An 18,265-nucleotide genomic window follows, 5' to 3' on the forward strand; every position below is an offset into this window, starting at 1 on the left:
CTGCCTACCCCAGCAGGATCGCCCGGATACCCGTCTGGTCGAAGCCCTTCTGGCCGATGACGACGAGGCGGCCGCGCCGCGGCGCGCCGTCCGGCCAGCGGCGATCGAACTGGTGCTGGATGCGCGTGCCGACGCCCTGCACCAGCAGGCGCATCGGCTTGCCTGCGATCTCGACGAAGCCCTTCATGCGCAGCACGTCGTGTTCTTCGGCAGCCTTCACCATGCGGTCGATCAGCGCCTGCGGCGAGGCGTAGGCCGGCAGGTCGACGATGAACGTGTCGAAGTCCTCGTGGTCGTGCTCGCCTTCGAGGTCGTGATGCGAGGGACGAGCCGCGAGATCGGCCTCGGCCGCCGCGCCGAGACCCAGCAGCACCTTTACCGGCACCTGGCCGTGCCGCGTCTCCACGAGCGCGACCGCGCGCGGCAGGACCTTGCCGATCTCGTTGACGACGGATTTCCGGTCGGCATCCGTCATGAGGTCGGCCTTGTTCAGCAGGATCAGGTCGGCGCAGAGGATCTGGTCCTCGAACACTTCCTCAAGGGGATTGTCGTGATCGAGCGAGGAATCCTCCGCGCGCTGGCGGGCCACGGCCTCCGGGTCGTCGGCGAACCGGCCGGCCGCAACGGCCGCGCCGTCGACCACGGCCACGACACCGTCGACCGTGACGCGCGAGGCGATCTCGGGCCAGTTGAAAGCCTTCACGAGGGGCTTCGGCAAGGCGAGGCCGGACGTCTCGATCACGATATGCTCCGGCGGATTCGGGCGATCGAGCAGCCCCTTGAGGGCCGGCACGAAATCGTCGGCCACGGTGCAGCAGAGGCAGCCGTTGGCCAGCTCGACGATCGCATCCTCGGGGCAGCTCTCGACGCCGCAGCCCTTCAGGATCTCGCCGTCGATGCCGACATCGCCGAACTCGTTGACGATCACCGCGAGGCGGCGGTCGGCGTTCTCGAGGACATGACGGACGAGCGTCGTCTTCCCCGCTCCCAGAAAGCCGGTGACGATGGTGCAGGGGACCTTGGCGAGCGAGTTCATGACGACTCCGGGAGGTTCATCGGCGGGATGCGCGCGATGGTGTTCTTGCGAATGTGTTCAGGTCGGTCGCGCCACACCGTCACGCCCGTTTCGTGGGCGCTGTGCTGGCGCGCGAAGGCGAGCACGTCCGGCGCGTGCTGCTCGGCATCGAGGTTGCCGATCACGTAGGTCCACTTGCCGGGCGCGCCGACGGCAATCGTGCAGCCGCGCGAGCAGTTCGAAAGACACTCGACGCCCACGATCCGCGAGACCGGATAGTCGTCCGCCACGCCCTGCACCGCCGACAGCAGCCGGGCGCCGGCGCGGGTCGGATCGACGGTCGCGCCATCGGTACTGCTGCGGCAGGTCGTGCAGACATAGAGTGTAGAGGCGGTCATGCGGGGGGGCCTCGACCTAGAGGGTCGCGGCCGTCGCGGCCGCGGCGCCGATCACGGCCACGATCGCTCCCATCGCCGAAACGCCGAGGCCCCGGGATGGCTGGCGGACCAGCGCGACCGTCGCGATATAGGCTGCAACCGCGATCGCCGACTGCACGACGAACAGGCCGAGGAGATAGGCAGCGAGCGGCGTGGGCTCGGCGCCGACGATCGATTCGCCCAGCGCATGCCCGTGAACGAGGCCGGCCAGCGCGAACAGTGAAGCGGCCAGCATGGGCGGGAGCTTCGATCGCACGATCACGAGGCCGCCGATGACCAGTGTCGTCAGGCCCACCAGCAACTCGCCAGCCGGCAGGCCGATGCCCGCAAGGTGGACGGCGACGCCCGCGATGACGGCGGCGCTGAAGGCGAGGACCGGCCCGATCCCTCGGGCGGCAAGACCCGCAAGGATGCCGACGCCAACGACCGCGGCGAGATGGTCGAGGCCGATGACGGGATGGCCGAGGCCGGACAGAAGGCCGTTCAGGAAGCTCTGCGGAGTCTGGCCGCCCATCGGATGATGCGCGAAGGCCGGCGCCGCCGCCAACGAGACAAGCAGCCCAAGGGAACCCGAACGCATGATTGCCGCCTTCATGATCGTCTCCGTCGTTTGAAGGCGCTAGCCCTCGATAGCGTGGCCGTCTCCGACGGAGCCCGAACCTCCGGCAGAGCCGGGTGTCGGGTGGACCTCGTCCCTCGTGCTTCCCCGCGCGAGAACTCGGATGCGGCAGTTTCGACGGCAGGTTTCCTGGCTCTCGGCTCTTCGCCTTCGGCCACCTTCCCGGTTTCCCAGTGGTATCGAGGCCGTCGGCTCGCCGATCACAGTTGCGGGGGCAGCCGCGGATTGGGGCGCGAAGCCCGGCACCGTGTTCCCTTTTGATCCCCTCGCGGGGCACCGTCCCCTGCTTGATAGGGGGCCGGGCGAAGCCGCGTCAATCCTATTCGGTCCCTCGGCCGGAGTGGGCGATCAGGTGATCAGCCCGGCCGCCTGGATCGCCGCGACGCCGCCGGCGAGCATGACGAGGCAGCCCGCGATGACCAATGCGGTTCGCTGCGCCGGCCACCTGGTGACACCCAGCACGATCGCGCAGGACGCGACGCCCAGCGCGGTCTGGGCGACCAGCAGGCCCGCGACATAGGCCACGATCGGCACCGCATCCGCACCGATCAGGACGGCGCCCAGGGAATAGCCGTGGACCAGTCCGGCAACGGCAAAAATGGCCGACGCGACCTTCGGGCTGATGGGCCTTCGGATCAGGATGAGGATGCCGATCAGCATCGTCGTCAGCGCCACGAAGGTGCCGCCGGCAGGAATTTCGTACGGGCTGAGCTGGATCGCCACGCCCACGATAGCCGCGGCACCGAAGGCCAGGACCGGAAGGATGCCGCGGGCTGCAATGCCTACCAGAATACCGATGCCGATCATCGCCGCCAGGTGGTAGACGCCGAACACCGGCAGGCCGACACCCTGGATGAAGCCTTCCGCGAAGGTCCGGGGCGGCTCCTCTTCGATCAGCGTCTGGGCACGGGCCGGCATAGTCAGGAAAGCGAGCAAAACCGCCATTGCGATGGCTTGCCCACGGACGAGAACCGCCCTTTCCTCCCCGGATCGTGTTCGAGACTCGCGTCTTGGGGCGCGCATGGGTCTCAGATAGGGTGCAGCGTCACAATTCGTCAATTCTAATCCGCAGCGCCGCTGAAACTATCAATTAAACTGGCAATTTCATTGGTTCCAAGGGCCGAAATTCCATGATGGACGAAAACGACGATGACGCACGGCACAGGAACAAGATGGCCAATCGCAAGGCCATCCAGGATGCCGAAGTGGCGGCAAAGACCGTCGAGAAGGGTCTGCTGATCGTCCATACCGGCAAGGGCAAGGGAAAATCGACGGCGGCCTTCGGGCTGATGCTGCGCGCCCTCGGACGCGGGTTGCGGTGTGGCGTCGTGCAGTTCGGCAAGGGGGCCTGGCAGACCGGGGAACGCACCGCGGCCGAGCGCTTCGGGAACCAGGTCGAGTGGCACACGCTGGGCGAGGGCTTCACCTGGGAGACGCAGGATCGCAGCCGCGACGTCGCCGCGGCGGAGCGCGCGTGGGCAGCGGCGCAGAAACTCATGGCCGATCCGACCATCCGCTTCATCGTGCTCGACGAACTGAACATCTCGCTGCGCTACGATCATCTGGAGATCGGCGCCGTCGTCGCCGCACTCAAGGCGCGCCGTCACGACCAGCACATCGTCGTGACGGGCCGCAACGCCAAGCAGGAGCTGATCGACGCCGCCGACCTCGTGACCGAGATGACCCTGGTCAAGCACCACTTCGCCGCCGGCGTGAAGGCGCAGGAAGGCATCGAGTTCTGATGCAACCCGATCGGAGGCCAGCGCGCGCCCTCATGATCCAGGGCACGGGCTCCGACGTCGGCAAGTCGCTGTTGGTTGCGGGCCTCGCCCGTGCCTTCACGCGACGCGGCCTGCGCGTACGGCCGTTCAAGCCGCAGAACATGTCCAACAATGCCGCGGTCACGGCCGATGGTGGCGAGATCGGCCGGGCGCAGGCGCTGCAGGCGCGCGCCGCACGCATCGCCACCAGCGTCCACATGAATCCGGTGTTGCTGAAGCCGCAGACCGATGTCGGTGCGCAGATCGTCGTTCAGGGTCGTGTCGTCGGCAATGCGAAGGCCCGCGAATACCAGTCGATCAAGCCGCGCCTTCTCGGCGCCGTGCTCGACAGTTTCGGCCGTCTCGCCGCCGAGGCCGACCTCGTGCTGGTCGAGGGCGCGGGCTCGGCGTCGGAGGTCAATCTGCGCGCGTCCGACATCGCCAACATGGGCTTCGCGCGCGCTGCCGACGTTCCCGTCGTGCTGGTGGGCGACATCGATCGCGGCGGCGTCATCGCGAGTCTGGTCGGCACGAAGGTCGTGATCGAGCCCGAGGACGCCGCGATGATCGTGGGCTTCCTCGTCAACCGCTTCCGCGGCGATCCCAGCCTGTTCGCCGACGGCATGGCGCGTATCGCCGAGCAGACCGGATGGGCCGCGCTGGGCCTCGTGCCCTACTTCGCCGAGGCCCAGAAGCTTCCCGCCGAGGATGCGCTGGGCATTCCGGGCCGCAGCGATTCGAATGGTGCGATCAGGATTGCGGTTCTGGCCTATCCGCGAATCGCCAACTTCGACGATTTCGATCCGCTGCGGCAGGAGCCGGGGGTCGACGTCGCGTTCATTCGCCCTGGCGAGCCGATCCCGGGCGACGCGGCCCTGGTCATCCTGCCGGGCTCGAAGGCCACCATCGCCGATCTGGGCGTCCTGCGCGAAACCGGCTGGGACATCGATCTCGCCGCGCATCTGCGCCGCGGCGGTCACGTGCTGGGGATCTGCGGCGGCTACCAGATGCTGGGGCGACGCGTGGCCGATCCCGACGGGATCGAGGGCCCACCCGGCAGCGTCGAGGGGTTGGGCCTGCTCGACGCCGACACCGTGCTGGGGGGCGACAAGCGGCTGGTCGAAGTGTCGGGCACGACGATCGTGGGAGGCGTGCCCTTCAAGGGCTACGAGATGCATGTCGGCCGCACCACCGCGTCGCAGCCGCCGATGCTCGATCTCGGCGGCGGCCGCACCGACGGTGCCGTCGATGCGAGCGGCCGGGTCGCCGGCTGCTACATCCATGGCCTGCTGGCCGACGATCGCCAGCGCCGCCACTGGCTGGAACGGATCGGCGCGCCGGGTTCCGATCTCGACTACGAAGCCGGGATCGAGGCCACGCTCGACCGGCTGGCCGACCATCTCGAGAAGCATGTCGACTGTACGCGGCTGCTCGAACTCGCGCGCGTGCCGACGATCAAGGCAGCAGAATGAGCCCGGCGAGGATCGCGACGGCGGCCATCTGCAGCCAGCAGGCCAGACGATAGAGACGCAGCGCGGCGCGGATGTCGGCGGCCGTCAGATCGCTGCGCCCCTCGCCCATCCAGCGATCGTCGACCTTCACGCCGCCATAGACGCGCGGGCCGGCCAGACGGATGCCGAGCGCGCCCGCCATCGCCGATTCGGGCCAGCCGGCGTTGGGCGAGCGATGATGACGCGCGTCGCGCCTCACCGCGGCGAGCGCCCGCGCCGGCGACAGGCCCGGCCGCAGCGACGCGGCCAGCACCAGCCAGAGTGCGGCGAGACGCGAGGCCGGCAGGTTGACGTAGTCGTCGAGCCGCGCCGACGCCCAGCCGAACGCGCGGTAGCGGTCCGACTTGTGGCCGATCATCGAATCGGCAGTATTGATCGCCTTGTAGGCCAGCGCACCCGGCAGGCCGGCGACGACCATCCAGAACAATGGCGCCACGATGCCGTCGGAGAAATTCTCGGCGAGGCTTTCGATGGCGGCGCGGCTGATCGCGGGCTCGTCGAGTTCGCTGGTGTCGCGGCCGACGATCATCGACACCGCCTTGCGCCCGCCGACGACGCCCTCGCGCTCCAGCACCGTGGCGACGGCTTCCACATGGTCGTGAAGGCTGCGCTGCGCCAGCAGCGAACTTGCAAGCACCGCGCAGAGGATCGTGCCCGCGACACCGGGCAGCAACGCCCCGCAGAGCTGCGCGATCGCGAGACCGCCGAGCAGGCTCGTGGCCAGCAGCACCAGCAGCGTCACGACGCCAAAGAAGCGGCGCTGGTCGTACGAACGTTGCGGCGAATTCCACGCCTGTTCGCACCATGCTATGAGCCGCCCGATCCAGGTGACGGGATGGCCGATGGCGCGATAGAGGGCGTCGGGATATCCGAAGGCCGCCTCGACGGCGACGGCAACGAGGGCGAGACCCGCGAACATGAGCGCTCTGCCTAACATGGCGAACCCGGCCGGCAAACCGGTCGAGCATGGCGGCGACCTGTCGGCCGTGCGGCGCCGCTTTCCCGACGCGCCGCTGCCGTGGCTCGACCTGTCGACGGGCATCAATCCCGTTCCCTATCCTGTGCCCGATCTGCCACGGGATGCCTGGGCGCGCCTGCCCGCGCGCGAACAGGCCGAGGCGCTGATCGACGCGGCGGCGCATCGCTACGGCGTGGCTGACCGCTCCACCCTCGTCGCCGCCCCGGGCACGCAGGCCCTGATCCAGGCGCTTCCCCGCCTCGTGCCGAAGGCGCGCGTCTGCATCGTCGGCCCAACCTATGAGGAACACGAGACCTGCTGGCGGCGACAGGGCCACCAGGTCTCCGTCGTCGCCACTCTCGACGACGCGCGGGACGCCGATGTGGTCGTTCTGGTCAATCCCAACAATCCCGACGGCCGGCTCGTGCCGGTCGAAAGGCTCGTCGCGGCCGCCCGCCTGCTCGTGGTCGACGAGGCCTTCATCGACCTGCTGCCGGCTGCCGCGAGCCTCGCGCCCACCCTGCCGCCGCGCACCGTCGTGCTGCGCTCGTTCGGCAAGACCTATGGGCTCGCCGGGGTGCGGCTGGGCTTCGCCATCGCGGGCCCCGACATCGCGGCGGCGCTGCGCGCCGATCTCGGCCCATGGGCGGTCTCGGGGCCGGCGCTCGAAATCGGTCGCGTCGCCCTGGCGGACGATGCCTGGCTGGCCGCGACGGCGGAGCGGCTGACAGCGGACCGTCGCCGGCTCGACGAAATCCTGGTGTCGGCGGGCTTCACCATCGTGGGCGGCACGCCGCTCTTCTGCCTCGCCGACCATCCCGAGGCCGCATCGACGGTCGACCGGCTTGGCCGAAATGGCATCCACGTGAGAGCCTTCCGGCAGAGTCCCAGGCGGCTGAGATTCGGCCTGCCGGGCGATGCCGCATCGTTCGACCGTCTTCGCACCAGCCTGACCTGAGGAAACCGTGACCGATCCATCGCGCAGGAGCTTGATCGCCGGCGGTGCCGCCCTTGCCGCCGCGGGCGCCCTCGACGCTTCCGGAACACCGGCCCACGCACAGGCCCAGACCCAGACCCAAGCACCGGCCCGTATCACCGGCGGCACGCAGTCGGCCTTTCCCTCGGCCGAGGCGCCGGGCTCGAACGACGGCGGCTACAACATCCTCTTCATCCTGACCGACCAGGAACACTACATGGGCCCGCGCTGGCCCATTCCTCTGCCGGGCCACGAGAGGCTGCGCAGCACGGGCACCTTCTTCGAGAACCACCAGATCGCGTCGGACATGTGCTCGGCCTCGCGCGCGGTGATCTATACCGGCCTGCACACGCCGCATAACGGCATCTTCGACAATGCCGGCGTGCCCTACATGAAGAGCCTGGATCCCAAGCTGCCGACCATCGGCAAGATCCTGCGCAGGATGGGCTACTACACCGCCTACAAGGGCAAGTGGCACCTGAACGGCGCGATGGCGATGGAGAACCACGCCGGCGACATCAAGGCGCTGTTCGAGACCATGATGGATCGCGACTACGGCTTCTACGATTACACCGGCGTCGGCGACTTCATCGAGGGCGCCCAGGGCGGCTACCAGTACGACCAGATCACGGCGGCGCAGGCGATCCAGTGGCTGAAGGCCAAGGGCCGGCCGATGACCGACCGCAAACAGCCCTGGTATCTCGCGATCAATCTCGTGAATCCGCATGACGTGATGTGGGTGAACACCGACCGGCGCGGCGAGCCGCCGGTCCAGGCGGTCGAGGCCAAGCTCACCATCGCCTATCCACCCGACGATTCCTTCTACCGGCAGGAATGGAACGACATCCCGCTGCAGAAGACCTGGCAGCAATCGCTCGACACGCCCGACCGCGTCCCGGCGCATCGCATCTACAAGGCCGCCAACGGCATCCTGACGGGACTGATCCCGCAGGAGGAATGGCGCATGCGGCTGCGCCAGAACTACTATTTCAACGCCATCCGCGACGTCGACCAGCAGATCGTGCAGGTGCTGGACCAGCTCGACCGGCTCGATCTCACCGACAGGACGATCGTGATCTTCACGTCCGATCACGGCGACCTGCTCGCCAGCCATGGCGGCCTGCAGGGCAAGGGCACCACGACATACCGCCAGCAGAACCACGTGCCGATGCTGGTGGTGCATCCCGAGATCAAGGGCGGCCAGCGCTGCCTCGAGACGACGTCGCATCTCGACTTCGTGCCGACCATCGTGTCCCTCACCGGAAAATCGACGGCGCCGGTGGCCGACACGATGGCGCTGATGAAGGGTCGGGATTTCTCGCCGCTGCTGCGCCAGCCGGTGAACCCGGCCTTCACGCAGAGCCGCGGCGGTGTGCTGTTCTGCTACAGCCAGCTCATGGTTCACGACGCGAACTTCACGAAGCAGCTCTACGAGACGCTGCTGGACAAATCGATCGCGCGCTCGGACCTTTTCAGGAAGATCGAGTCGTTTCCGGTCGACTGGAAACTGCGCGTCTGCATCCGCTCGATCGTCGACGAACGCTACAAGTTCAGCCGCTACTTCTCGTTCCGCAACTTCAACACGCCTTCGACCCTGGAAGAGCTCCGCGCCCACAACGATCTCGAACTCTACGATCTCGCGAACGATCCCGACGAGATCGTGAACCTCGCCCACGATTTCGAACGCAATCGCGATCTCATCGCGCGAATGAACGCCAAGCTGAACGCGCTGATCGAACGCGAGATCGGCACCGACGACGGCCGCTTCATGCATCTCGATTCGTGGATCGACTGGAAGGACGCGACGCCGGCGGCGATCAATATTTAACAGTGCGCGATTGCTATGGCGCAAATGAGCAAAGGTCCTTCGCTTCGCTCAGGATGACACCAGTTTTTGAAGGGGCGCACTGCGTCCATTCCAACAATCTTGTCATGCTGAGCAAAGCGCCGAAGGCGCGTAGTCGAAGGACCTTTCAGGTACCGCAGAACGTGCGATAGATGCCCTGATCCGGCGGCGCGGGTTCGGCATAGGCCTCGAGACCGGGCCGTTCCTCGTAGGGCTTTGCCAGCACCGCGAGCAGTTCCTCGAACGGCGCATAGTCCTCGTGCTCGGCCGCGGCCGAAAGGGCCTGCTCGACGCGGTGGTTACGCGGGATGTAGAGCGGGTTCGCAGCATGCATAGCGGCCCGGCGTTCCGCGCCGTCCCGCGGCTCGTGCGTCAGGCGCTCGCGCCAGCGCCCGATCCAGGCATCGAAAGCTTCCGGCTTGTTCGTGAAGAGACCACGAACCCCGGCATCGGCTAAAGGATCGGCCGCCGCGTCACCCAGCCGCCGGAAAGTCAGCGTGAAATCGGCCTGCCCGTCGGTCATGGCATTCAGCAGGTCCTGCGCCAGCGCCGCGTCGCCCTCCTCCTCGGTCGAGAGACCGAGCTTCTGCCGCAGCCCGCCGATCAGGGCGGCGACGTAGCGATCGCGGAAGGTCCCCAGCGTCTCGTTGGCGATGGCCAGCGCCCTGTCATTGTCCTCGGCCAGCAAGGGCAGCAGCGTCTCGCCGAAGCGCGCCAGGTTCCAGTGCGCGATGCTGGGCTGATGGGCATAGGCATAGCGGCCCTGCTGGTCGATCGAGCTGAACACCGTCTCGGGATTGTAGGCATCCATGAAGGCGCAGGGACCGTAATCGATGGTCTCGCCGGCGACCGAACAATTGTCGGTGTTCATCACGCCATGGATGAAGCCGACCAGCAGCCACTTGGCGACCAGCGCGGCCTGTCGGCCGATCACCGCCTCGAACAGTGCGCGATAGGGCTCGGCGGCCTCGCGTGCCTCGGGGTAGTGGCGCGCGATGACATGGTCGGCGAGCAGGCGCAGCGCCTCGGTGTCGCGGCGCGCGGCGAAGAACTGGAAGGTGCCGACACGGATATGGCTGGAGGCGACGCGGGTCAGCACCGCGCCCGGAAGCTCGCCGTCGCGCCAAATCGGCTCGCCGGTGGTGACGGCGGCCAGCGAGCGCGTCGTCGGAATGCCCAGCGCGGCCATCGCCTCGCTCACGATGTATTCGCGCAGCACCGGCCCGACCGCGGCGCGGCCGTCGCCGCTGCGCGAGAAGGGCGTGGGGCCCGAGCCCTTGAGTTGGATGTCGCGGCGCACGCCGTCGCGGTCCACGACCTCGCCCAGCAGGATGGCGCGGCCGTCGCCGAGCTGCGGCACGAAGTTGCCGAACTGGTGGCCGGCATAGGCGAGCGCGATCGGCTCCGAACCCGGCGCCACCTTGTTGCCGGCCAGCATCGCCACGCCGTCGGGCGAGGCGAGCACTTCAGGATCGAGGCCGAGCTGCAGGGCCAGCGCGCGATTGAGCTTCACCAGCCGCGGCGCCGCGACCGGCGTCGGCGACAGGCGGGCATAGAAGCGCTCGGGCAACCTTGCGTAGCTGTTGTCGAACGGCAGGCCCGGCAGCGTGTCCATGCTCTGATTCCTCCCTACTCGTCGTAGCGCGCCGTGGGGACGCCGCTCATGCGGTCGTAGTGAAGCGAGATGTTCTTCAGAGTGCAGAGATTGAGGTACCCCCACACGACCGGTGGCCCGCCATCGGCGAAGGTGACCCTGAGATCGCCCATGCACCAGTCGGGCGAGGCCCGGTAGGACACTTCGCGGGCCTCGCCGGGCCTGATGGCCGACCGCAGGAAATTCGGCCCCCACATGTTGAGCTGTGTCGGCGACACGGACAGCTGGGTGATTGGAATTTGCGTCGAATTCTTCAGCCGGAAGGCGGTTTCCTGGGCGACGGCCTGCCCGGCGAAAAGAACGAGGGCGGCGGCAGCCAGAGAGCGCATCATGGACAAAACAACCTCACAGCGAACGACGGGTTGCGCACGAGTCTGTCGCAGATCGCCGAAGCGCGCTAGAGGGAGAGCATGACGCTGTTGATCGGCCACCCGTCGTTCCTCGAACACGATACGGGCGACTTCCATCCCGAACGCGCCGACCGGCTGCGCGCCGTGACGGCGGCGCTGGCCGACGAGGAATTCGCGGGCCTGACCCGTCTCGTGGCGCCCGCAGCCACGATCGAGCAGCTGACGCGCGTCCACCCACGGAACTATGTCGATGCCATCCTGGGAATCCGGCCGCCCGAGGGCGAGCTGGTGCACGTCGACGGCGACACGGTCATGAGCGCCGGCAGCGCCAACGCGGCGCGTCATGCCGCCGGCGCCGTAATTGCGGCAGTGGACGGGGTGCTGAGTGGGTCTACCCGCACCGCCTTTGCCGCGGTGCGCCCGCCCGGACATCACGCGACACCCGACGTTCCCGGCGGTTTCTGCCTGTTCAACAACGTCGCGATCGGCGCGATGCATGCCCGCGCCGCCTACGGCCTGCGGCGCGTGGCCTTGATCGACTTCGACGTGCATCACGGCCAGGGCACACAGGCCGTGGTCGAGCCCGATCCCGACCTGTTCTACGCCTCGACGCACCAGTATCCGCTCTATCCCGGCACCGGTTCGGCCCGCGAGCGCGGCGTCGCCGGCAACGTGGTCAACGTCCCCCTGGCGGCCGGCAGCGGCAGCGCGGCGTTCCGGGCGGCCTGGGGCGACCGGCTGCTGCCGGCGCTCGACGACTTCACCCCCGAACTGGTCATGGTGTCAGCGGGGTTCGATGCCCATCGCCGCGATCCGCTGGCGCAGCTCGACGTCGAGACCGAGGACTTCGTCTGGCTGACCGAGGAATTGCTGGCGATCGCCGACCGACATGCGCGCGGCCGGCTCGTCTCGGTGCTGGAGGGCGGGTACGATCTGGCCGCCCTCGCCGAATCGGTCTCGGCCCACGTACGTGCCCTGATGCGGGCCTGAAACGACTTGCGCGCGTAACAGTCCCGGGCGACTTTCTCGCCGCGTGAGAAATTACAGCTACTGCATTCTCCTCGGCCTTCTCCTGTGGGTCGCCGCCGCCGTGCTCGCAGGCCCGACCCTGGCCGCCGGCGGTGCCCACGTCGTCGACGATTCGGAAGTCGAAACGCCCGGTACCTGCCATGTCGAGCTCTGGGTTGCGGAATTCGTGCCGGGCGACGGCTACGGCAACTTCGCACCCGCTTGCACGGCGCTGGCGATCCCCTGGCTCGAGATCGGCGCCGCCTATGCCCACTATTGGGATCAGGTCATCGGCGGGCCGCTGATCGGCCCGCAGATGAAGATCAACTTCCAGCCGGCTTCCACGGGCGTCGGCATCGGACTGGGCCTCAATGCGGGCGTCAATGCGCGCACGGGCTATCTCGGTCTCGCGGGACTGACGGCACTGGTGACCGTGCCGGTGACGGAGAAGTTCAGGATCAACGTCAACGCCGGCTGGAGCTACCTGCAGAGCAATCAGCCGAACGCCCTGTTCTGGGGCGCCCAGGTCGAACTCGATGTCGGCTGGGACCTGTCACTGATGATGGAAGCGTTCGGGCGCCAACCCGGTGTCGTCGGCAACCAGATCGGCCTCCGCTTCACGCCCTCCGCACATCCCCGGTTCGATTTCGACCTGCTCGCAGGCACCGTCTACGACGCGCCGAATACCAAGTTCTTCACGCTGGGTGTCACAATCCGGTTCTGAAATCGTCGCAGGGCAGTAACGCCGCTCGCGTGATATCGAGCGGCGATGGTGGCGTTGCGATTCCTTCGTGAGAAGCGGAAGGGCGGTCCGGCATGGACGGGTGTCGCCGTGATCGCGGCCGTCCTGCTGGCAGGCGCGCCCGCACGCGCCGACGACCTCGCCGCTCCCGCCTCCGGCTTCTATGCGGGCGGCCATGTCGGCTATCTGTTCGGCACAGCCACGGCGACCTTCGCCGACCCGATCCCGGGCGCGACGGCCGGCGGCACGACGCCCTACGGCGCCTTCTTCGGCGGCGTGCAGGCCGGCTACGAACACTACCTGCCCTCCCGCCTGATGCTGGGCATCGAGCTCGACATGTCGTTCCCCAGTGCACAGGACCTGTCGCAGGTCCTGTCCTACCGGGCGACGGCCACGGCGACCGCCAACCAGCAGCTCGAATATCTCGCCAGCCTGCGCGGCCGGCTGGGCTACGCGCTCGACCGGTGGACGCCTTTCGTCAGCGGCGGCATCGCCTGGGCCAGCACGCGCTCCGAACGGATCGACCTCACCACTGGCAACGATGCCGCAACGCCGAGCAACATCCGGACCGGCTACGTGCTGGGCGCCGGCGTCGACTACCGATTCGATTCGAGATGGTCGGCGCGCGCGGAGTATCTGTTTACAAGCCTGCCTCTCAGCGGTTTCACCTTTGCCGCACCGGCCCTCTACGATTCGCTCTACGACCTTCACAGGGTCAGGCTCGGACTGAACTACAAGTTCGGCGCAAGGGAGAAAGAGTCGGACGAGAAGCCGGATCGCGGGCCGGGCTCGTGGGAAATCCACGGCCAGACGACCTTTATCTTCCAAGGCTATCCGCCGATCGCCGCAGCCTACTCCGGCGACAACAGCCTGCCGCCGCAGGGCCAGAGCCGGGAGACCTGGACGGTTTCGGCCTTCCTCGGCGTGCGGCTCTGGGAAGGCGCGGCGCTCTACTACAATCCCGAGCTGCTGCAGGGTTTCGGCGTCGCCAACACGACCGGCGCCGGCGGCTATCCCAACGGCGAGGCGCAGAAGTCCAACTTCCCCTATCCGCGCTACAACACCTCGCGCCTGTTCCTGCGCCAGGAGATCGGCCTCGGCGGCGAGCGCGAGAAGGTCGAGAGCGAGTATGGACAGCTCTCCGGCGAACGCGACGTCTCGCGCGTCACGCTCCAGGCGGGCAAGTATTCGGTGAAGGATCTCTTCGACGGCAATACCTACGCCGAGGATCCGAGGGTCGACTTCCTCAACTGGTCGATCTGGGCGGCCGGCGCGTTCGACTATCCGGCCGACCGGCTCGGCCTCACCTGGGGCTTCGCCGCCGAACTGAACCGGCCGAACTGGGCGGTGCGCGCCGGCTATTTCCTGGTCGGCAACGAGCCCAACGCCAACACCTTCGACACCGCCCTGTTCACGCGCGGCGGCTATGTCGGCGAGCTGGAGCTGCGCTACCGGCCTTTCGACCGGCCGGGCGCGGTGAAGCTCGGTACCTGGATGAACAGCGCCTTCTCGGGGTCCTACAACGAGGCGGTGGCGCTGGCGGCGCTCACACCCGGCCTGAACGCCAACGACACGATTGCCCAGACGCGGCGCGGACGCACCAAGTACGGGCTCTATCTCAATCTCGAGCAGGAGATCACCGACGATATCGGCCTGTTCGGCCGCTTCAGCTGGAACAACGGCGTGTCGGAGATCATGGCCTTCACCGACATCGACACCAGCCTGTCGCTCGGCGCGTCGATCAAGGGCACGCGCTGGGGCCGACCCGATGATCGCATCGGCATCGCGGGGGCACTCAACAATCTGTCCGCCGATCACAGCAACTATCTCGCGGCCGGAGGACTGGGCGTCCTCGTCGGCGACGGTGCGCTCACCTACGCGTCGGAAGCCGTCGTCGAGACCTACTATGCCTTCCAGATCGCGCAGGGCGTCGTCGCTACCGCCGACTACCAGCTCCTGGTCAATCCCGCCTACAACGCGGTGCGCGGCCCGGTGAACGTGTTCAGCGGCCGCCTCTCGGCACGCTTCTAGTCCGCAGCGGAAAACGAGTTCGAAGCGGCTGGAGGAAGTCCGGACGACGGAGCTTTGTCGGGCGCTCGAGACTCTCGCGGCTTTGCGTGGCGTGCCTACTTCTGATCCATGTACCAGGTGCCGTCCCAGCCAGCCGGCGCGCCGTCCTTCAGGAACTTCTCGCAGCGCGCGATGAAGACGCGGCAGGCCGCATCCTCCTCGCGCATCGCCGCCGCGGCCCGGAAACCGCCCAGCGCCGCGTCGAAGCGTCCGTCGACATAGGCCGCGCGCGCGGCCTCCCAGGCGGCGAGGAACGGCGCGTGTTCGGCCTCGGTCGCGATCTCCCCCAGCGGTTCGTACACGTCGTGCGCTTCGGTCGTGCCCACCGCGACCACGCGGTCGATGTGGCGCCACACGAAGAGTTCGGAGGTCGGGCGGGCGATCTCGCCGCTCGCGAGGATCTCCGTGCCGTAGACCTTGTTCATGCCTTCGAGGCGCGACGCCTGGTTCGCGACCTGGCCGACCAGCGTGTAGTTGATGCGCTCGCGTGCGCCGACATTGCCCACGACCGCCGGGCCGGTATGCAGCCCGAAGCGCGTGCGGAAGCCCGGCCGGCCGCGGTCGCGCCACTTCTCCGACAGGGCGCGGCCGGCGGCGGCGGCCTGCAGGGCGCCGCGGCAGGCGTTGGCGATATGCTCGGGATCGGTCGCCGGCGCGTTCCAGAACGCCATGATGCTGTCACCGATATACTTGTCGATCATGCCGCGATTGGCCGAGATCGCCGATCCCAGCGCCTCGAAATACCGCGACAGCCGGCTGGTCAGCAGTTCGGGCTCCATCGTCTCGCTGAGCAGCGAGAAACCCTCGATGTCCGTGAACATCACCGTGATCTCGCGCCGCGTGCCGCCGACGCCGCTGCTCTCGGGCGATCGCATGATCTGCTGCACGAGGTCCTTGGAGACGTACCGGCCGAAGATCTCGAGCCCCTCGCGCATGTTCTCGACCGCATCCGAAAGTCTAACGATTTCGCGGATGCGGCTGCGCACCGGCTGCCGGTCGGAAAAGTCGAGCTGGCGGATCCTCTCGGTCTTGAGGGCGATGCGGGCGATCGACCGCGAGACGATCAGCGACGCCGCCAGCGCGCCGAGGATGGCGAGCAACACCGCGACCGCGGCGGCGATGGCCGCCCGCTGCAACAACTCGCGCGACTGCGCCGTGAGTTCACGCACGGGGACCGCCGCCGCAACGATGAAACGCTGCCCCAGAAGCGGCGCCATGCGATGCACGATCACGCGATAGTCGTGGTCGCCGGCCGTCACTTCACGATCGATCTTGATGTCGGTGGCAACGGCCTCGCGAACGGCGTCATGCAGTATCTTTCGCACGACTTCGTCTCCCGGCAGGCAGCCCGGCAGCGTGGGCGCGCAGGGTTCTGATTCGATTTCGACGGCGCCGGCCGCGTGTCCGACCACGATCACCGAATTGGCCGTGATCTTGTAGGCGGTGAGCAGCTGGGACAGCGTGCGCAGCGTGAAATCGAAACCGATGACGCCTTGGCCGTCCCGCAGCGGGATGCCCGCAGAAATGCCGGCATCGGGCGTCTGCGCGAAGCGGTAGGGCTCGGTGAGGATGGCCGCGCCTGCCTTCGTCGCCTCGACGTACCAGGGGCGCGTGCGCGGATCGTAGTTGGTCGTCAGACTCTGCGACCGGCCGTGCGTGCCGTCGGGCGCGTAGAACCACCAGGTTTCGAGGCGGGGCGGCGTCCCCGCCTCGATCACGCGCACGATCGTCGATTCGCCATCCGGTGCGTCGAGCTCGAGGCGCTTGGCGATGCTCAAAGTTTCCAGCTGGCCGGCGTAGATGAAGCTGCCGTCGGCATAGCCGACGAACGCGGCCTGAACGGCGGGATGACGCCGCAGCATGGCGATGAGCTGGTGGCGTCGCTCCTCATCGGTCAGGGGATTTTCGGTGACGTTGAAACTCGGGCCGAAGGCGAGCGCCTGGCCGACCGAGATCACGACGTGCAGGCCGTCGGTGAGGAAATCCTCGACCGCGGTCTCCAGGTTCGCAACACGCTGGTCCGCGCTGCGCTGCTCGAGGAAGGTGACGGAGCGCCAGCCCAGCCAGAGCAGCACGGAAGCCAGCGGCACGACGATCAGAGCGATGAGCGTCAGCATCGTGATGCTGAACGGAATCGACCGACGCGCCGGCGTCATCACACCCTTCGAACCGGAACGACAGCGGGCGGGACTAGGCCTTCACCGCATTCCACTTGCAGCCGCCGTCCTGGCTTTGCGCCACCAGCGTCGGCGGCGTCGCCCCCAGATCGGCGGTGTAGATGAGGTTCATGCGGCCGAGATTGAAGGTCCCCTGGTACACATTGGGGCGGATCGGCTTCAGCTTGACGTCGATCCCGCCCGCCGACTTGATCTCGGCCTGGCCGTTCACCATCCTGAACGTGTGCTCCCGCGTGAACGCTGAATCGGCCTGGATGCAGCCGGAAATGCTGTTGGGGTTCTCCTTGAACCAGAATTTCACCTCGGCGTCCTGCTGGGCCGCAGCGGCGAACGGCATCAGCCCCACGAGGGCGAGGATGGCGGTTCTTTTCACGAGCATGGCTGTTCTTCCTTCAAGGGCCGGGGCTGCCGGCCACTCTACAGCGGGCGGGCCGGCTCGTCAGTCTTTGCTGCGCAGCAGCCCGTAGGCCCCGCCGGCGAGCGCCCCGCCCAGCAGCGGCGCCACCCAGAACAGCCAGAGCTGCGACAGGGCGGCCCCGCCCACGAACAGGGCCGGCGCCGTGCTGCGGGCCGGGTTCACCGAGGTGTTGGTCACGGGAATGGTCACCAGGTGGATGAGGGTCAGCGCCAGCCCGATCGCGAGACCCGCCGCGCCCGGTGTGACACGCTTGTCGGTGGCGCCGAGGATGACGGTCACGAAGCCGAAGGTCATCACCACCTCGATCACCAGCGCGGAAACCAGACCGTATTTGCCGGGCGACCGGTCGCCATAGCCATTGGTCGCGAAGCCGCCGATCTCGGCGCCGGCCTTCCCGGTGGCGATGACATAGAGAATGGCGGCGCCTGCTATCCCGCCCAGCACCTGAGCGACCACGTACTGCACGACCTCGCCCCTGGGATGGCGGCCGGCGATGGCGAGGCCCACCGTCACCGCGGGATTGAAGTGTCCGCCCGACACGCCGCCCACGGCATAGACCATTGTGAGAACGGTGAGGCCGAAGGCCAGCGCCACGCCCAGGAAGCCGATCCCGAGTTGCGGGAATCCCGCGGCCAGCACGGCGCTGCCGCACCCGCCCAGCACGAGCCAGGCGGTTCCCAAGAATTCTGCATAGAGACGGTTGCTGATCGGCATTGTTTCTCTC

Annotated in this window: 17 protein-coding genes and 1 riboswitch; of the genes, 7 read left to right on the forward strand and 10 right to left on the reverse strand. The window is 67.7% G+C overall.

Going from position 1 to position 18,265, the window contains the following annotated elements; translation table 11 throughout:
* Positions 1-4 precede the first annotated feature (4 nt).
* The 4 genes from cobW to LJ725_RS17155 all read right to left on the reverse strand — a co-directional run bounded on the left by cobW (position 5) and on the right by LJ725_RS17155 (position 3,016).
* Positions 5-1,036, reverse strand: coding sequence for a cobalamin biosynthesis protein CobW (cobW, locus tag LJ725_RS17140; protein WP_230551857.1), 1,032 nt, complete (start codon positions 1,034-1,036; stop codon positions 5-7).
* A complete protein-coding gene (locus LJ725_RS17145) occupies positions 1,033-1,413 on the reverse strand; it encodes a DUF1636 family protein (protein ID WP_230551858.1) in 381 nt (126 codons plus the stop codon). The genes cobW and LJ725_RS17145 overlap by 4 nt, the downstream gene beginning before the upstream one ends.
* A 16-nt stretch (positions 1,414-1,429) precedes the next feature.
* Positions 1,430-2,032, reverse strand: coding sequence for a HupE/UreJ family protein (locus LJ725_RS17150; protein WP_230551859.1), 603 nt, complete (start codon positions 2,030-2,032; stop codon positions 1,430-1,432).
* Between the two features lie 141 nt (positions 2,033-2,173).
* A riboswitch (cobalamin riboswitch) is annotated at positions 2,174-2,365 on the reverse strand.
* Between the two features lie 54 nt (positions 2,366-2,419).
* Positions 2,420-3,016, reverse strand: coding sequence for a HupE/UreJ family protein (locus LJ725_RS17155; RefSeq protein WP_230551860.1), 597 nt, complete (start codon positions 3,014-3,016; stop codon positions 2,420-2,422).
* 188 nt (positions 3,017-3,204) lie between these two features.
* Here LJ725_RS17155 and cobO point away from each other — a divergent pair, with 188 nt between their 5' ends.
* Both cobO and LJ725_RS17165 read left to right on the forward strand, forming a co-directional pair.
* Positions 3,205-3,813, forward strand: a complete 609-nt coding sequence (gene cobO, locus LJ725_RS17160; protein ID WP_230552051.1) for a cob(I)yrinic acid a,c-diamide adenosyltransferase — start codon at positions 3,205-3,207, stop codon at positions 3,811-3,813.
* A 32-nt stretch (positions 3,814-3,845) separates the two neighbouring features.
* Positions 3,846-5,303 (forward strand): cobyric acid synthase, encoded by a 1,458-nt coding sequence (locus tag LJ725_RS17165; RefSeq protein WP_230551861.1) that lies wholly within the window; start codon positions 3,846-3,848, stop codon positions 5,301-5,303.
* Here LJ725_RS17165 and cbiB read toward each other — a convergent pair.
* A complete protein-coding gene (gene cbiB, locus LJ725_RS17170) occupies positions 5,287-6,261 on the reverse strand; it encodes an adenosylcobinamide-phosphate synthase CbiB (RefSeq protein WP_230551862.1) in 975 nt (324 codons plus the stop codon). The two genes, LJ725_RS17165 and cbiB, sit on opposite strands and share 17 nt — an antisense overlap.
* Here cbiB and cobD point away from each other — a divergent pair.
* Together cobD and LJ725_RS17180 are read left to right on the forward strand one after the other, a co-directional pair.
* Positions 6,260-7,258 carry a threonine-phosphate decarboxylase CobD gene (gene cobD, locus LJ725_RS17175; protein WP_230551863.1) on the forward strand — a complete coding sequence of 333 codons (999 nt, stop codon included), beginning with the start codon at positions 6,260-6,262 and terminating at the stop codon, positions 7,256-7,258. The genes cbiB and cobD overlap by 2 nt on opposite strands.
* A gap of 7 nt (positions 7,259-7,265) precedes the next feature.
* Positions 7,266-9,104 carry a sulfatase-like hydrolase/transferase gene (locus LJ725_RS17180; protein ID WP_230551864.1) on the forward strand — a complete coding sequence of 613 codons (1,839 nt, stop codon included), beginning with the start codon at positions 7,266-7,268 and terminating at the stop codon, positions 9,102-9,104.
* A gap of 145 nt (positions 9,105-9,249) precedes the next feature.
* Here LJ725_RS17180 and LJ725_RS17185 read toward each other — a convergent pair whose 3' ends face one another.
* Both LJ725_RS17185 and LJ725_RS17190 read right to left on the reverse strand, forming a co-directional pair.
* Entirely contained in the window at positions 9,250-10,737 is a 1,488-nt protein-coding gene (locus tag LJ725_RS17185) for a protein adenylyltransferase SelO (RefSeq protein WP_230551865.1), read from the reverse strand.
* Between the two features lie 14 nt (positions 10,738-10,751).
* Complete coding sequence (locus LJ725_RS17190; RefSeq protein ID WP_230551866.1) at positions 10,752-11,108, reverse strand: hypothetical protein; 357 nt, start codon at positions 11,106-11,108, stop codon at positions 10,752-10,754.
* 78 nt (positions 11,109-11,186) lie between these two features.
* On the opposite strand from LJ725_RS17190, the gene LJ725_RS17195 reads away from it, so the two are divergent.
* Genes LJ725_RS17195 through LJ725_RS17205 form a run of 3 tightly spaced genes read left to right on the forward strand, consistent with a single transcriptional unit; the run spans position 11,187 to position 14,907 of the window.
* The gene (locus LJ725_RS17195; protein WP_230551867.1) at positions 11,187-12,116 is read left to right on the forward strand and encodes a histone deacetylase family protein; all 930 of its coding nucleotides are present in this window, start codon (positions 11,187-11,189) and stop codon (positions 12,114-12,116) included.
* A 43-nt stretch (positions 12,117-12,159) separates the two neighbouring features.
* The gene (locus tag LJ725_RS17200; RefSeq protein WP_230551868.1) at positions 12,160-12,858 is read left to right on the forward strand and encodes a hypothetical protein; all 699 of its coding nucleotides are present in this window, start codon (positions 12,160-12,162) and stop codon (positions 12,856-12,858) included.
* A 45-nt stretch (positions 12,859-12,903) separates the two neighbouring features.
* Entirely contained in the window at positions 12,904-14,907 is a 2,004-nt protein-coding gene (locus LJ725_RS17205) for a carbohydrate porin (protein ID WP_289295132.1), read from the forward strand.
* Positions 14,908-15,002: 95 nt separating this feature from the next.
* Here LJ725_RS17205 and LJ725_RS17210 read toward each other — a convergent pair whose 3' ends face one another.
* From LJ725_RS17210 to aqpZ, 3 genes are read right to left on the reverse strand one after another with little or no spacing between them, the layout of a single operon-like run.
* Positions 15,003-17,102: an adenylate/guanylate cyclase domain-containing protein gene (locus tag LJ725_RS17210; RefSeq protein ID WP_230551870.1), complete on the reverse strand. Its 2,100-nt coding sequence runs from the start codon at positions 17,100-17,102 to the stop codon at positions 15,003-15,005.
* 34 nt (positions 17,103-17,136) lie between these two features.
* Positions 17,137-17,502, reverse strand: a complete 366-nt coding sequence (locus tag LJ725_RS17215) for a hypothetical protein (protein WP_230551871.1) — start codon at positions 17,500-17,502, stop codon at positions 17,137-17,139.
* A 60-nt stretch (positions 17,503-17,562) separates the two neighbouring features.
* Positions 17,563-18,255: an aquaporin Z gene (aqpZ, locus tag LJ725_RS17220; protein ID WP_268990718.1), complete on the reverse strand. Its 693-nt coding sequence runs from the start codon at positions 18,253-18,255 to the stop codon at positions 17,563-17,565.
* Positions 18,256-18,265 lie beyond the last annotated feature (10 nt).

The sequence above is a fragment of the Reyranella aquatilis genome, from assembly GCF_020880995.1.
GTDB lineage: Bacteria > Pseudomonadota > Alphaproteobacteria > Reyranellales > Reyranellaceae > Reyranella > Reyranella aquatilis.

Bases quoted from the DNA above. Each gene is read 5' to 3' on its own strand.
- aqpZ (WP_268990718.1), bottom strand. From the start codon at position 18,255: ATGCCGATCAGCAACCGTCTCTATGCAGAATTCTTGGGAACCGCCTGG.
- LJ725_RS17165 (WP_230551861.1), top strand. From the start codon at position 3,846: ATGATCCAGGGCACGGGCTCCGACGTCGGCAAGTCGCTGTTGGTTGCG.
- LJ725_RS17205 (WP_289295132.1), top strand. From the start codon at position 12,904: ATGGTGGCGTTGCGATTCCTTCGTGAGAAGCGGAAGGGCGGTCCGGCA.
- LJ725_RS17150 (WP_230551859.1), bottom strand. From the start codon at position 2,032: ATGCGTTCGGGTTCCCTTGGGCTGCTTGTCTCGTTGGCGGCGGCGCCG.
- cbiB (WP_230551862.1), bottom strand. From the start codon at position 6,261: ATGTTCGCGGGTCTCGCCCTCGTTGCCGTCGCCGTCGAGGCGGCCTTC.
- LJ725_RS17190 (WP_230551866.1), bottom strand. From the start codon at position 11,108: ATGATGCGCTCTCTGGCTGCCGCCGCCCTCGTTCTTTTCGCCGGGCAG.
- cobW (WP_230551857.1), bottom strand. From the start codon at position 1,036: ATGAACTCGCTCGCCAAGGTCCCCTGCACCATCGTCACCGGCTTTCTG.
- LJ725_RS17210 (WP_230551870.1), bottom strand. From the start codon at position 17,102: ATGACGCCGGCGCGTCGGTCGATTCCGTTCAGCATCACGATGCTGACG.
- LJ725_RS17145 (WP_230551858.1), bottom strand. From the start codon at position 1,413: ATGACCGCCTCTACACTCTATGTCTGCACGACCTGCCGCAGCAGTACC.
- cobD (WP_230551863.1), top strand. From the start codon at position 6,260: ATGAGCGCTCTGCCTAACATGGCGAACCCGGCCGGCAAACCGGTCGAG.
- LJ725_RS17155 (WP_230551860.1), bottom strand. From the start codon at position 3,016: ATGGCGGTTTTGCTCGCTTTCCTGACTATGCCGGCCCGTGCCCAGACG.
- LJ725_RS17185 (WP_230551865.1), bottom strand. From the start codon at position 10,737: ATGGACACGCTGCCGGGCCTGCCGTTCGACAACAGCTACGCAAGGTTG.
- LJ725_RS17215 (WP_230551871.1), bottom strand. From the start codon at position 17,502: ATGCTCGTGAAAAGAACCGCCATCCTCGCCCTCGTGGGGCTGATGCCG.
- LJ725_RS17195 (WP_230551867.1), top strand. From the start codon at position 11,187: ATGACGCTGTTGATCGGCCACCCGTCGTTCCTCGAACACGATACGGGC.
- cobO (WP_230552051.1), top strand. From the start codon at position 3,205: ATGGACGAAAACGACGATGACGCACGGCACAGGAACAAGATGGCCAAT.